The 11,969-nt window shown below is 44.0% G+C and carries 13 protein-coding genes; 3 read left to right on the top strand and 10 right to left on the bottom strand.

Translation table 11 applies throughout. The features are described 5' to 3' along the window. On the top strand, nucleotides 1–368 hold a 368-nt coding region (locus tag VIN08_RS18620), incomplete at its 5' end, for a DUF2339 domain-containing protein (RefSeq protein WP_331968071.1). Then, complete coding sequence (locus VIN08_RS18625; RefSeq protein WP_331968073.1) at nucleotides 365–1,612, top strand: hypothetical protein; 1,248 nt, start codon at nucleotides 365–367, stop codon at nucleotides 1,610–1,612. The genes VIN08_RS18620 and VIN08_RS18625, both read left to right, overlap by 4 nt. Nucleotides 1,613–1,874: 262 nt before the next feature. Here the strand turns inward: VIN08_RS18625 and VIN08_RS18630 are convergent, their stop codons facing one another. The 6 genes from VIN08_RS18630 to VIN08_RS18655 form a co-directional block, all read right to left on the bottom strand. Further along, nucleotides 1,875–2,312, bottom strand: a complete 438-nt coding sequence (locus VIN08_RS18630; RefSeq protein ID WP_331968074.1) for a nuclear transport factor 2 family protein — start codon at nucleotides 2,310–2,312, stop codon at nucleotides 1,875–1,877. 89 nt (nucleotides 2,313–2,401) lie between these two features. Further along, a complete protein-coding gene (locus VIN08_RS18635; protein WP_331968076.1) occupies nucleotides 2,402–3,757 on the bottom strand; it encodes an acyl-CoA dehydrogenase family protein in 1,356 nt (451 codons plus the stop codon). An 89-nt stretch (nucleotides 3,758–3,846) separates the two neighbouring features. Beyond that, on the bottom strand, nucleotides 3,847–4,233 hold the full coding sequence (locus VIN08_RS18640) for a hypothetical protein (RefSeq protein WP_331968077.1): 387 nt from the start codon (nucleotides 4,231–4,233) through the stop codon (nucleotides 3,847–3,849). A 98-nt stretch (nucleotides 4,234–4,331) separates the two neighbouring features. Continuing rightward, entirely contained in the window at nucleotides 4,332–4,703 is a 372-nt protein-coding gene (locus VIN08_RS18645; RefSeq protein WP_331968079.1) for an MmcQ/YjbR family DNA-binding protein, read from the bottom strand. Between the two features lie 50 nt (nucleotides 4,704–4,753). Continuing rightward, complete coding sequence (locus tag VIN08_RS18650; RefSeq protein ID WP_331968081.1) at nucleotides 4,754–6,478, bottom strand: GMC family oxidoreductase; 1,725 nt, start codon at nucleotides 6,476–6,478, stop codon at nucleotides 4,754–4,756. 31 nt (nucleotides 6,479–6,509) lie between these two features. Beyond that, nucleotides 6,510–8,099, bottom strand: a complete 1,590-nt coding sequence (locus VIN08_RS18655; RefSeq protein ID WP_331968083.1) for a M1 family metallopeptidase — start codon at nucleotides 8,097–8,099, stop codon at nucleotides 6,510–6,512. 204 nt (nucleotides 8,100–8,303) lie between these two features. Here VIN08_RS18655 and VIN08_RS18660 point away from each other — a divergent pair, with 204 nt between their 5' ends. Beyond that, nucleotides 8,304–8,930: a hypothetical protein gene (locus VIN08_RS18660; RefSeq protein ID WP_331968084.1), complete on the top strand. Its 627-nt coding sequence runs from the start codon at nucleotides 8,304–8,306 to the stop codon at nucleotides 8,928–8,930. Between the two features lie 305 nt (nucleotides 8,931–9,235). On the opposite strand, the gene VIN08_RS18665 is transcribed toward VIN08_RS18660, so the two are convergent. The 4 genes from VIN08_RS18665 to VIN08_RS18680 all read right to left on the bottom strand — a co-directional run. Beyond that, nucleotides 9,236–9,448 carry a hypothetical protein gene (locus tag VIN08_RS18665; RefSeq protein ID WP_331968085.1) on the bottom strand — a complete coding sequence of 71 codons (213 nt, stop codon included), beginning with the start codon at nucleotides 9,446–9,448 and terminating at the stop codon, nucleotides 9,236–9,238. Nucleotides 9,449–9,706: 258 nt separating this feature from the next. Next, nucleotides 9,707–10,006, bottom strand: coding sequence for a hypothetical protein (locus VIN08_RS18670; protein WP_331968087.1), 300 nt, complete (start codon nucleotides 10,004–10,006; stop codon nucleotides 9,707–9,709). Then, the gene (locus VIN08_RS18675; RefSeq protein ID WP_331968089.1) at nucleotides 9,993–10,559 is read right to left on the bottom strand and encodes a sigma-70 family RNA polymerase sigma factor; all 567 of its coding nucleotides are present in this window, start codon (nucleotides 10,557–10,559) and stop codon (nucleotides 9,993–9,995) included. The genes VIN08_RS18670 and VIN08_RS18675 overlap by 14 nt, the downstream gene beginning before the upstream one ends. A 116-nt stretch (nucleotides 10,560–10,675) precedes the next feature. Beyond that, on the bottom strand, nucleotides 10,676–11,969 hold a 1,294-nt coding region (locus VIN08_RS18680), incomplete at its 5' end, for an ABC transporter permease (RefSeq protein WP_331968091.1).

The raw sequence follows: 11,969 nt of genomic DNA on the forward strand, positions 1-11,969 counted from the left end.
TGGCTTATAAAACACCGGATTCGCTCTATACCGTTATAGCGCAGAACCATCGTATAGGCTTCCCGATACTGTGGGGTATAGCTTCATTTCTGCTGATCACCATCGGGTTGAAGACCCGGAAGAAACACCTGCGTATTATCTCCCTTACATTGCTATTGGTTACTTTACTGAAGCTATTCATCTTTGATATACGCGGTATATCGGAAGGTGGAAAAATAGCAGCCTTCATTTCATTGGGAGTGCTGTTGCTCGTGGTATCGTTCATGTATCAACGACTTAAAAAATTGTTGTTGGTAGATGAGCCAGGCGATGCTGGTAAAGCCGTTGCTAGCGATGCTGCCGATACAGAGAATAAAGAAACGATATGATGAAGTATATAGTAATTGTTGCATTCCTGCTAAGTATACAGACAACGGTATCGGCACAAACTTTTCGTGCGGAGGCATCTCTGCCTGCTGTAGATACCAGTGGTTTTTACCGGATACTACTTTCTCCCTCTATAGCGGCTTATCCTAATCGTGATTTCAGTAATATACGGCTCTATGACAAAGGTCAGAAGGAAGTGCCCTATATTTTACAGGAAGAGCAGCCGGTATATTTTCAGGATGAATTTCGTGACTATACAATTGTAGAAAAGAAGCAAACATCCGGATGCTGTACCGAACTCATCTTGCAAATGACTGATAAGACTCCCATAAACAATATCAGCTTGTTGATTAGAAATGCAGATGTAACGAAGCAGGCGAGTTTATCCGGCAGCGATGATCAAAAGCATTGGTTTGTGATTCGTGACAAGTTTTACTTTCAGTCAATTAACAACACTGCAGAGACTGTTGATAGGGAAGTGGTGCATTTTCCACTGAGTAACTATAAATATTATTCACTTAGTATAAATGACTCGTCCAGCGCTCCGCTAAATATTATCAAAGCGGGATATTACGATACCTCTGTATCAGAAGGTGTCTATACCGCAGTGCCAGTAAAGGCTATACTTACTGCTGATAGCGTCAAGCAAAAGAAAACCTATATATTTCTTCAATTCGATACCCTGCGTTTGGTAGATAAGCTGGAGTTGGCTATGACGGGTGCTCCGTATTTCTTGCGGCATGTGCAGGTATATCAACGTGCTGTGCGTCATTCCAAAAAAGGCAACGTACCTTACTATGAGCCGGTAACATCGTTTCAAATACGTTCGGGGCAAACGGCTGTTACAGATCTACCCATGTTAAAAACGGACGGACTTATGCTGGTAATTGATAATCAAGATAATCCGCCACTGAAAGTAGCCTCTTCGAAAGTGTATCAATTAAATCGCTATATAGCAGCTTGGCTGGAGAAAGATGAATTATATACTATAAAGTTCGGAGCTGATGCCATGTTAGCACCATCCTACGATCTGGGTTTCTTTAAAGACAGTATTTCGTATCAACCTGCTATACTGCAGGTAGGCGCTAGTCGTACACTTCAACAACAAGCCTCTATAAAGAAAGAATCCCCGACATTCTTCAAAGACAAGCTCATTATCTGGGCGGCTATTATTATTGTGATTGGTGTGTTGGGATTTATGTCGGTGCGCCTGATCCGCGAAACAAATGCTCAAAAGAAGGTATAGCGAACTATACCTTCCCTGAATTATATATACTGTTACGATAACAGATTTTTCTTTACATAGATAGCGCTGTTGGTAACGCTTTGAAAAGGATCAGCCATCAGGTTGTTACCTTGCTCCTACAAAGATGTGCTGAAACCCGGCCAGCGGAGCATCCTGAAATATAGGTTTAAAGTCGATCATGCCATGTCCCACTTACCGGTATAGTAAAAACCTCGCCCGGTAAATTTATAGCTGAAAATTACCTGCTGCCGCCTGGTGATGGCTATTGAGGAAACTTGAACGACTGACGTGCAAGTAACTTCCACCCACCACCGGTTTGTTTTTGCCAAACCTGCAGCACACCTAGTTTTACTTTGCCAGGTTTACCGCCATCATTTGTATCGGCAGTAAGTGTATGTCTTACCAGTGCCGTGTTGCCCACAATGCGAATGGTTTGATCGGTAAGATCGATGGTAACAAAATCAGAATTGCCATTGGTAAGATTGTCAACAAACAATGCCTTGTCTTCGATCTTGCCGGCCGAGTGACCATACGTTAATTCATTCGCAGCAAGTTTTTCCAATGCAGCTTTATCGCTGTCAACCATCGCTTTGCGAAGCGCCTCTACAGCAGCGGCTACTTCTTTTTCTTCGGCAGTTTGCGCCAGGGTAGTAGTGGTAATGCTCATGAGCAGGGTAATAAAAATTAAAACGGTCTTCATATAGTTATGACGTAAATGAATGATATATACTGTACATCATCGCACGCTATCTTTAAGGAATAGCGCGCGATGATGCCTGAATATAATCATTAAATAAATGCGCTCTGTCCTGTAATAGCTCGTCCTACAATTAAAGTGTTGATTTCTTTTGTGCCTTCATACGAGTAGATCGCTTCAGCATCGGCAACAAACCGGGCTATATCATATTCGATCAATATACCATTGCCACCAAATAACTCGCGCGCATGGCTAACGATGTCGCGGGTACGCAGTGTGCAAAATACTTTGGCAAGCGATGCCTGTTCATCGGTAAGTTTGCCTACATCCTGCAGTTGTGACAGGCGACACACCATAGTTTGCATAGCCGTAAGGTTGCTCAGCATTTCTACGAGCAGGTCTTGCACCATCTGAAAACTGCTGATGGTGCGACCGAACTGGCTGCGTTCATTGGTATAACGCAATGCACTTTCATAAGCACCGCGCGCGCAGCCCACTGCTTGCCACGCAACACCGGCACGGGTCATGCGCAATACTTTCGCGGTGTCTTTAAATGAGGTAGCATTCTGTAAGCGATTACTCTCGTGTACTTCACAATCGGTAAGCGTGATCAATGCATTCTGTACAATACGAAGCGCCATCTTGCCTTTGATCTTATCGGCCTTGAAACCTTTTGTTCCTTTCTCAACTATAAATCCTTTTACGTTTCCATCATCGAGGTCGCGTGCCCAGATCACTACAAGGTCAGCGAACGTAGCATTGCCGATCCATTTCTTTTGTCCGTTCAGAATCCACGTATCCCCTACACGCTTGCAGGTACAGGTTAATCCACCGGCAGCACCAGAGCCTACTTCCGGTTCAGTAAGTCCGAAGGCACCGATCAGTTCCATCTTCTGCATGCGCGGAAGCCACTGCTGCTTTTGTTGTTCACTGCCGCAGTAATATATAGAACCCATGGCGAGTCCACTCTGCACACCGAAGAAGGTGGATGTAGAACAATCTACACGTGCCATTTCCATAGCGAGAAAACCTTCGAGTAAGCTTGACATACCCGGACAACCATAGCCCTGATAGGTGAGTCCGCAGATGTTGAGCTTTGCCATCTCCGGAATGATATGATGTGGAAAATCATCTTTAAGCCAATACTCATTCGCGATCGGCTTGATGTGCTCGAGCATAAATTCACGCACCTGCAATTGTATAGCACGCTCCTCGGGAGTAAGCCATTGATGCAGATCATAGAAGTCGCCATCGATCTCCGGAAACTCATGCTTCTTCTTGCCGCCTTCCATAAACTTCATCAGCTTCTGCAGGTCTTCCGGTTTCATGGTGCTTACAAGTCCTACCATTTTGTTCAGGTCTACTTTTTCAGCAAGCTTGCCGATCTTGTCAAGATCAAGTTGTTGCACCAGGCCGATCGTTGATTTTATTTTTTTGATGAATGACATAGCGGGATGTTCGTTGATATATAGTTTAAATGAAAATAAAAAAGGCCGACTCATGAGCGAGCCGGCCTATAAAAGTATGTTGAAATAGTTTATCGTATCAAGTTTAGCTCTGATAATTCACGACCAATTTCGTGTATGCCATCTAATATCTTCTCGGTTTGTTTGGGAGATGCTTTCTTCTTTCCCGTTGCATATTGAGATAAGAGTGTGTGATTCATTCCGATACGACCAGCCAGTGCCCGCACATTGATGACCGGAAAGATCTCAAAGATGGTAGTCACTTCCATTTCAAAAGCTATATCGTTGGGAGTAATTACTTTGCCTTTTCCTTCTTCTTCAAAGTATAGATTGAGTGACTCGGCCATGTTTGCGATCAACTCGGAAGAATTTTTTCCGGTAGTAAAGGCTGCATATTTTTCAGCGTAAGCTGAGAATCCGGTTTCTGTTCTTTCGACTTTCACAACTATCTTTTTCATTATATATCTTGTGAGTATACCCTTACAGGCATCGGGAGAAATGCTTATTGGAAGAGATGTGAAGGTAAATAAAAGTTTACTTTCAGGTCAACATTTGTTTACCTTTTTCTGCTATTACTCTTATGCTTTTCTTCTGGCTGATTGGTTTTCAACAAACTCTTGGGCGCTGCTCCCTGCCACGACAGATTCAAGGCATCGACAAACATATTCTTCCGTACTTTCTTCAACTCGATGTTGGTCCAGCCTTGTTTGCCCCAGGCTCCCGTTACCGGGTAAAATATAGTCTCGTTATAATCGCAGAATACAGATTGATCGATAGCCGATAATTTTACCACGGCACGTTTTTCGGCAGGCCAGAGCGTGAGGAATATTTTCTTTTTTACTCTGAACGATGGGCGACCCCAATGATCTTGTTCAGTACTCTCCGGAAAAGACAAGGCAAGTTTACGAACGGTTTCAAGATCGATCATATACAAGAGGGTTTAGTATATATAATATAGATTGAACGATAGTATCGCCACTATAGATTCTGTCGTTTCATTTCCTGCACGGCATGGTTAACAGCACGCGCAGTTAAGGCCATATATAGTATCGATGGACTTTGATTTCCCGTACTCGTCATACAGGCACCATCGGTAACAAATACATTACGGCATGCATGAAGCTGATTCCATTCGTTTAACAGCGATGTCTTTTTATCTTTGCCCATGCGGCAACCGCCCATCTCATGTATATCCAAACCCGGTGGCTGATGCGTATCATACGAGGCTATATCTTTACAGCCGGCTTTCTCCAGCATCTCCGAGCTTTGTGTGATAAAGTCTTTCACCATCTTTTCATCATTATCATCATACCCGACTGATGTTACCAGTAACGGAATGCCCCACTGATCTTTTTCAGTAGCGCTGAGTCGCACATGATTACTTTCTTTGGGAATGGTTTCGCCCTGCATATACATATAGGTTCGCCATCCACCCGGGGCAGCAACAGCGTCTTTCAGTGCAGCACCACAGGCAGTTTCTACAGCTTGTTCGTTACCACGGGTGCGGTAGGCGCCCATAAACGTAGTGTAGCCTCCTACATAATCCGTATCAAGCTTGCCCAGGTTTCTATAGTTGGCAATGATGGGTTCCGTAGGGTTTCGGCCATAGTAATATTGATCTTCAAAGCCATCGATAGCTGCGCTTACGGATGCACGATAATTATGGAAGGCTATATATTTACCCAGCAGGCCATTGTCATTTCCCAATCCTGCCGGGAAACGGTTGGAGGTTGAGTTGAGCAATATAAGATTACTGTTGAGCGCAGAAGCATTTACAAAAATAATCCGTGCAAAGTATTCGGTAGCTTCATGTGTATTCGCATCAATGACGCGAACACCTCTTGCTTTATTCTTTTGCTCATCGAATATAATAGAATGCACTACTGCATGTGGCTGTATGGTTAGATTGCCGGTCTTCTGTGCCCACGGCAATGTAGAAGAAACCGAACTGAAATATCCGCCATAGGGGCAACCGCGCATACACAGATTGCGCGCCTGACATTTAGCACGCCCTTGCTGAAGATGTATCTCCTGTGGTTGTGTTACATGCGCCCATCGTGCCTGCACCAGATGGCGATCGCTATAGTGTTTCTTTATACTTTGCTGTATATGCGACTCAACGCAGTTAAGATCGAATGGAGGAAGGAACTCTCCATCGGGCATTGCCTCTATACCATCTGCATTGCCACATACGCCTGCGAATTTTTCTACGTGCGAGTACCACGGTGCTATATCGTCATAACCAATGGGCCAGGCTATTCCGTAACCAAATTTAGCGGGAGCAGCAAATTCATATTTACTCCATCGCTGGCATGCACGCCCCCAGATGATGGATTTACCACCTACCTGGTAGCCGCGTATCCAGTCGAATGGTTTCTCCTGTATATAGGGATGATCTTTATCCTGTATAAAGAAGTGAATGTTGTCTTCACCAAAGCCTGCTGCTTTACTGATCAACGGATTTTCCTGTTTATACTCCTGCGTTACTCTTCCGCGATGCGGTAACTCCCACGGATGCTTGTTGGCAGTAGGGTAATCTTTGTTATGTACTATATTTCGGCCGCGCTCCAGCACCAGCGTCTTCAGGCCGTGGTCGCATAATTCTTTGGCTGCCCATCCTCCGGAAATCCCGGAGCCGATCACAATAGCATCGTAGGTATGCTCATGGGTTCCAGAGGTGTTGATGTTGAAGTCGGGATACATAGTGCAGGGGTATATATAGTATAAATATAGTTTACTCGTAGATTACCCGCTTCAGGTAAAATACTTCCGGGTCTATTACCGGTGTTGTTGTGCTGGTAATGGTTACACCCGTTTTTGAAACGGTAGTGCGTTGCACACCGGCATCTGTTTTTATATCGATGGGTATAGCGGCATCGAAGTTTATCAGTTGTATCTGGTATTTGTTATCGCCCGTTTGTTTTACCAGTACATCCAGCTTATTGATCGTGCGCAGGTAAAAATCGAACAAAGGTTTCAGATCCTGTCCTGAAGCCTGGCTGAACAGTTGCTCTACATCATCCGTACTCACCAGGTTATTGTAAGTATATTTCGGATCAGTAGCGAGTTTCTTTAAGGTAGGGAAGAATATAGCATCGCCAATTACATAGCGAATGGTGTGCATAAAGAAAGCTCCTTTGCCATAGATATCGCCATGGTATACTACATCGGTATCCAGGTTCTTTCCCTGCACAACGGCTTTCTCATTTTTGGTAGCACGCGCTGTTTGCTGCATGCGCTTGCGATAGGCTTCTTCGCCATCGGCTTCGCGGGTATATAGATGATCGCCAAACGTATCGATACCTTCCTGCACCCACATATCGGCCCAATCTATACCGGTAACTTTGTTGCCCCACCACTCATGACCAAGCTCGTGGTGCAGCAGCCAATCAAAATCTTTACCACCCGCTTTTGCATAGCGGAATTTATTGCCGTAAGCATTTAATGTTTGATGCTCCATGCCCAGGTGTGGTGTTTCGCATATAGCGAGTTTTTCTTTTACCCACGGATACTCACCGAAATATTTCTCCTGCACACGCACGCTGCGTTCAAATATATCCATCAGTTGGTTGGCGCGATGTTTATGTTCTTCCAATACATAGAATTGCATCGGCACCTTGTGTCCGTCAATGGTAGTATACTCGCGCGTAACCACAGTATATTTACCGATGTTGAATACAATACTATAGTTGTTGATAGTATAATTCGTTTTCCAGTGATAGGTGCTGCTGTTGCCTTTGGTCGATACATTCTTTAACAGGCCTGGCCCGGCTACGTAGAGTCCCTTCGGCACGGTAATGACCACGTCAGCACCTTCGTTGGGTTCATCGCTCGGATGATCTTTGCAAGGATAGTATATCTTGGCGCCTTCACTCTGGCAGGTTATGGCAACCCATGGATTACCGAGTGAATCTTTTGCCCACTGAAATCCACCAATCCACGGAGCGCGCTCTGCTATACCGGGCTTGCCACCGTAAGCAATTTTTACATGTACTTTTCCTGCCGGTACTTTGGCAGCCGGTGTAATGCGGATAAGATCATCTGCCTGTGAGAAGGGTTGCTCTTTCTTGTTTACCCATACTTTTTTTACCGTTAATAAATGTACAAGGTCAAACAAGAGTATATCTGTTGGTTGAGAAGTGATGAGGTCGATCTCGGCATAGCCATCCAGACTTTGTTGCTCCGGGTTTACATCCAGCGCAATGGTGTAATGACGAATGTCCATAATAGCCTGCTCGGGTTTTAATACTCCACCCGACTTCAGGTTTTGCGCCTGACCAAGCGAACATAGAAGAATACAATAGATAAAGAGAATACTCCGCATAGTGTTTAGTTTGTTTCAAGATACTGTTTTTATACTAATAAGTGTAGGAGAGTGTATTTGCGTCCACAACCGGGTAATCGAGTATTACACCGGCAAAAAGAGCGGGTGAGATGTTACACCCTCGCTGTAAAAAAAAATATTCAGAAACACATAGGGGTAAATACAGGTGCCATTGTCATAAGGGCGGAAAACAACTTAATGAATATGAAAAAGAAGATTACGAACCTCGTTTTTATCCTGTTGTTGGTTGCAACGGTATCGCATGCACAGGAGATACAGACTGTTTTTAAAGGTGGCCGCGTAACTGCGTATGGTGCTCTCTCGAATAAGTTTACCAAGATCAACGGACAATATGCAAACATTGGAGAAGTATATGGTGGTGTATATCTGAACCAGCGCTTTATGATTGGTTTAGGTGGTGGCGCGGTGACCAATAATATTCCTGTGCCGGCAGAGTATAGCACTATTCCGGGTGAGAATCTGAGTTATGAATATGGTCAGTGTGGCTTAGTAACAGAGTATGTGTTGGGATCGAACAAAGCTTTTCACTTAGTGTTTCATTTATTCTCCGGGGCAGGCTTTACTGTACAATACAATCGCTATAAATGGGATGATGAATTTGATCACGACTGGAATAAAGACAAGCGCGATGAAAACTGGTTCTTTGTAGCTGAACCCGGTGTACAACTCGAAGTAAATTTATTCCGCTGGATGCGCTTTAGTCCTGGTGTAACATACCGCTCAGCCTTTGGCAGTGACGCAGCCGGATTATCGGACAGCGACCTGAGCAATATGTCGTATAACGTTACGTTGAAGTTTGGCAAGTTTTAATTAAGCAGAAAGCTGAAAGTGTAAAGCTGAAAGTAGATGCACACGAGCTTTTAGCTTTCTGCTTTACACTTAAAGCTTGATATATACCCGTAAGTGAAGAGGCGGTGTGTGAGGAATTCATAAATATAGGAACGCGCGAGGGGAAGAGCAGTATTACAGAGATAGGCAAAAACAACGTTACTGCTCGTGGTTAAGAATAGCTTCTATATATAGTGACTACTTCGCACGCTTACTCTTCACATGCGAGTTAAAAGCTCCCACAGAATTCACAGATTTACACAGAATAAATACAACTTACACAGGCATTACTTCTGTGCTTCAATCAGTTCAATGGCTTTTTTTAATTCGTTTTGCAATTCATCGTATCCGATAACGCGTCCTATACTTGTTAATTCGAGGAAGTGAACTCTCAGGTTTTGATATAGGGTTTCTTTGATTTGATTTTTAAGCTGCTTAACTTCTTTGGTTTGATCCATGTCGTCAAGTTGCTTGTAGAGTTTTAGTATATCGGTATTCATCTCTCCGTCTGTTTTTTCAAAAATAACATTTATTCTGATAAACTATATCTTTCAAAGATGGCGGAATAAAGTCTATTGGAAATATTTTTGTTTCCAGAGCTCTGATAGTTATCAAGAGCAGATCAATGCAATTGAGATTTACATTTTGAATATCCGAACAAGAAACACCGATCAACGAATATTGAAGTATGAATCCATTGATCTATACCTGTATTTATTGTGTGTTAATCTGTGAGTTCTGTGGGAAATATTTTGCATTTACTCTGCGGTAATCCCGATAGCTATCGGGATCTGCGGGAAATAATTTGCATCCCGTGGTTCGAAGCTGGCAGTTGTCTTATACTTCTCCGGATGAAGCTTTCTTTCATGTTCGGCTTTGCGCACCAGCATATATAGCATGATCATCAGCACCAGTATCAATACATATACCAGGGCTATGATCGAACGTTTCATTTTCAGATAGCGCGAGTGCCGGGCCATCAGTTTGCTATAATTACGGTGTCGTGCAATCTGACCCGGACTTATGGTACGCCTTACCCGTATTTCATTCCTTGACATCGTACTTGATCCGTAGGTTAAAATTCTTTCGTAATCTATCCAGCGCGCGGTATGTGCGCATTTTGGCACCGCTCTCGGTAATGTCCAATATAAAAGCGATCTCTTTAAAATCCTTGTCTTCAAAGAAACGAAGCTCCAATACCTGCAGCATATCTGTTGGCAGCTCTTTAAAATACTGCAATAGCTTTTGCAGTATCTCTTCGTCCCAGTCCTCATTAGCCTGTTCGAACAACTCACGCACGCGCACTTCTTCAATGCTGAATACCTTGTTGTTCTTCTTCTTGCGATAGTGCTTGTTCACTTCATTGCTGGCAATTTTATAGAGCCATGCAGAGAAGGGCACACCGCGAAACTCGTAATGCCCTATATTTTTCAAGGCACTCAAAAATGTCTGAGAGCACAGGTCGTCCGTCAGTTCTTCATCATCGGTCTGGCGATAGATAAAATTAAAAATGCGGTCAAAGTATTTTTCATACAGCTCTCCAAAAGCGTTGGGGTTCCGCTTCGACCGTTCCAGGATTGCATATTCGTATTGTATCTCGGCTTCCGTCATACGCTTGCAACTACAACACTATAATGCAAAGGAATCCCGAAAGTCACAAAAAGAAAAATCCACGACAGCATCATTTCTGTCGTGGATCTGCATGTAGATCGGTAACAATTAGTTACCTATTCATTTCGCAACGTGTCAACCGGGTTGATCAATGCCGCCTTCACCGCCTGGAAGCTTGCAGTACCAAACGCAATGATCAGCGACAGTATAGCCGCCAGTGCCAGCGGACCTACACCGATCTCGGTTCTGTAGGCAAAACCATTTAACCACTGACTCATAATCCAATACGCTGCCGGTATACCGAGTATAATAGCGATAAGCACGAGTCGTGTAAAATCTTTTGTGATCAGCAACACGATGCTTGAGGCAGTAGCGCCCATCACTTTGCGTATACCGATCTCTTTTGTTTTTTGTGCAGCCGAGAATGAAACGAGTCCGAATAAACCAAGGCAGGCAATCACAATAGTAAGTAGAGCAAACGTAGAACTGATCCTGCCCATACGTTCTTCATTTCTATAGAGAGAAGTATACTCCTGGTCGAGGAAAGTATAATCGAACGGACGATGCGGTGTGATGGTGCCGCAGATCGTTTTGAGTTTTGCCAGTGCTTCGCGCGGATCACCGGCTTTCAATTTTATAAACAGCGCATGAAACTGCCACTCTTCTGTGAAGAGCACCAGCGGAGCGATCTGTTGCTGCAATGTGTTAAAATGAAAATCCTTTACGATACCAACAATTGGTCCTTTGCGATTATTCATGTTGATCGATGTACCAACAGCCTGCTCGGCACTAAGGCCGATCTCTTTCAGAGCCGACTCATTCAGTATAAATGAACAAATTGTATCGGTGTGCATCTTGATATAGTCGTTCTCGGTAAAATTTCTTCCTGCGGCTAATTCCATACCGAGTGCCGGTATAAAATCAGGATCAACCGCATTGGCTGTTACGATCATGCCTACATCATTGGCAGAGCCTGGAATGTTAAGCGAATATCCACCATCGATTTTCGTGGGCGATTCTATCGCGCGTGCTACATGTGTAGCTATACCGCTTCGCAGTATCTCGTTCTTTAACTGATTATATACCTGTGCCGTTTGTCCATCGAGTGGAAGTATAACGGTGTTCTCTTTATCATAGCCCAGTTTCTTGTGCTGAATGAACGACAGCTGCTTGATCACCACCATTGTACTGATGGTAAGTATAATAGATATACTGAATTGTGCTACTACCAGACTTTTACGCAGCCATATACCTTTGCCGGAAGTTTTGAAATTACCTTTCAATACGCTCACCGGTTTAAAGGCAGTAATGGCAAATGCCGGATAAGCCCCCGCGATCCATGCTACTACTGTGGCGCCCAGCAGGGCTACCGTTATAAAAGTGGGGTTAATGAAGAGAGCGGAGTCCAGC

Origin of the sequence: Ohtaekwangia sp., from assembly GCF_036568665.1 — a bacterium.
In the GTDB taxonomy this organism is placed as follows: domain Bacteria; phylum Bacteroidota; class Bacteroidia; order Cytophagales; family Cyclobacteriaceae; genus Ohtaekwangia.

Excerpts from the sequence above, each read along its gene's own strand:
- VIN08_RS18625 (WP_331968073.1), top strand. The coding sequence starts at position 365 with ATGATGAAGTATATAGTAATTGTTGCATTCCTGCTAAGTATACAGACA.
- VIN08_RS18630 (WP_331968074.1), bottom strand. The coding sequence starts at position 2,312 with ATGAAGACCGTTTTAATTTTTATTACCCTGCTCATGAGCATTACCACT.
- VIN08_RS18635 (WP_331968076.1), bottom strand. The coding sequence starts at position 3,757 with ATGTCATTCATCAAAAAAATAAAATCAACGATCGGCCTGGTGCAACAA.
- VIN08_RS18640 (WP_331968077.1), bottom strand. The coding sequence starts at position 4,233 with ATGAAAAAGATAGTTGTGAAAGTCGAAAGAACAGAAACCGGATTCTCA.
- VIN08_RS18645 (WP_331968079.1), bottom strand. The coding sequence starts at position 4,703 with ATGATCGATCTTGAAACCGTTCGTAAACTTGCCTTGTCTTTTCCGGAG.
- VIN08_RS18650 (WP_331968081.1), bottom strand. The coding sequence starts at position 6,478 with ATGTATCCCGACTTCAACATCAACACCTCTGGAACCCATGAGCATACC.
- VIN08_RS18655 (WP_331968083.1), bottom strand. The coding sequence starts at position 8,099 with ATGCGGAGTATTCTCTTTATCTATTGTATTCTTCTATGTTCGCTTGGT.
- VIN08_RS18660 (WP_331968084.1), top strand. The coding sequence starts at position 8,304 with ATGAAAAAGAAGATTACGAACCTCGTTTTTATCCTGTTGTTGGTTGCA.
- VIN08_RS18665 (WP_331968085.1), bottom strand. The coding sequence starts at position 9,448 with ATGAATACCGATATACTAAAACTCTACAAGCAACTTGACGACATGGAT.
- VIN08_RS18670 (WP_331968087.1), bottom strand. The coding sequence starts at position 10,006 with ATGTCAAGGAATGAAATACGGGTAAGGCGTACCATAAGTCCGGGTCAG.
- VIN08_RS18675 (WP_331968089.1), bottom strand. The coding sequence starts at position 10,559 with ATGACGGAAGCCGAGATACAATACGAATATGCAATCCTGGAACGGTCG.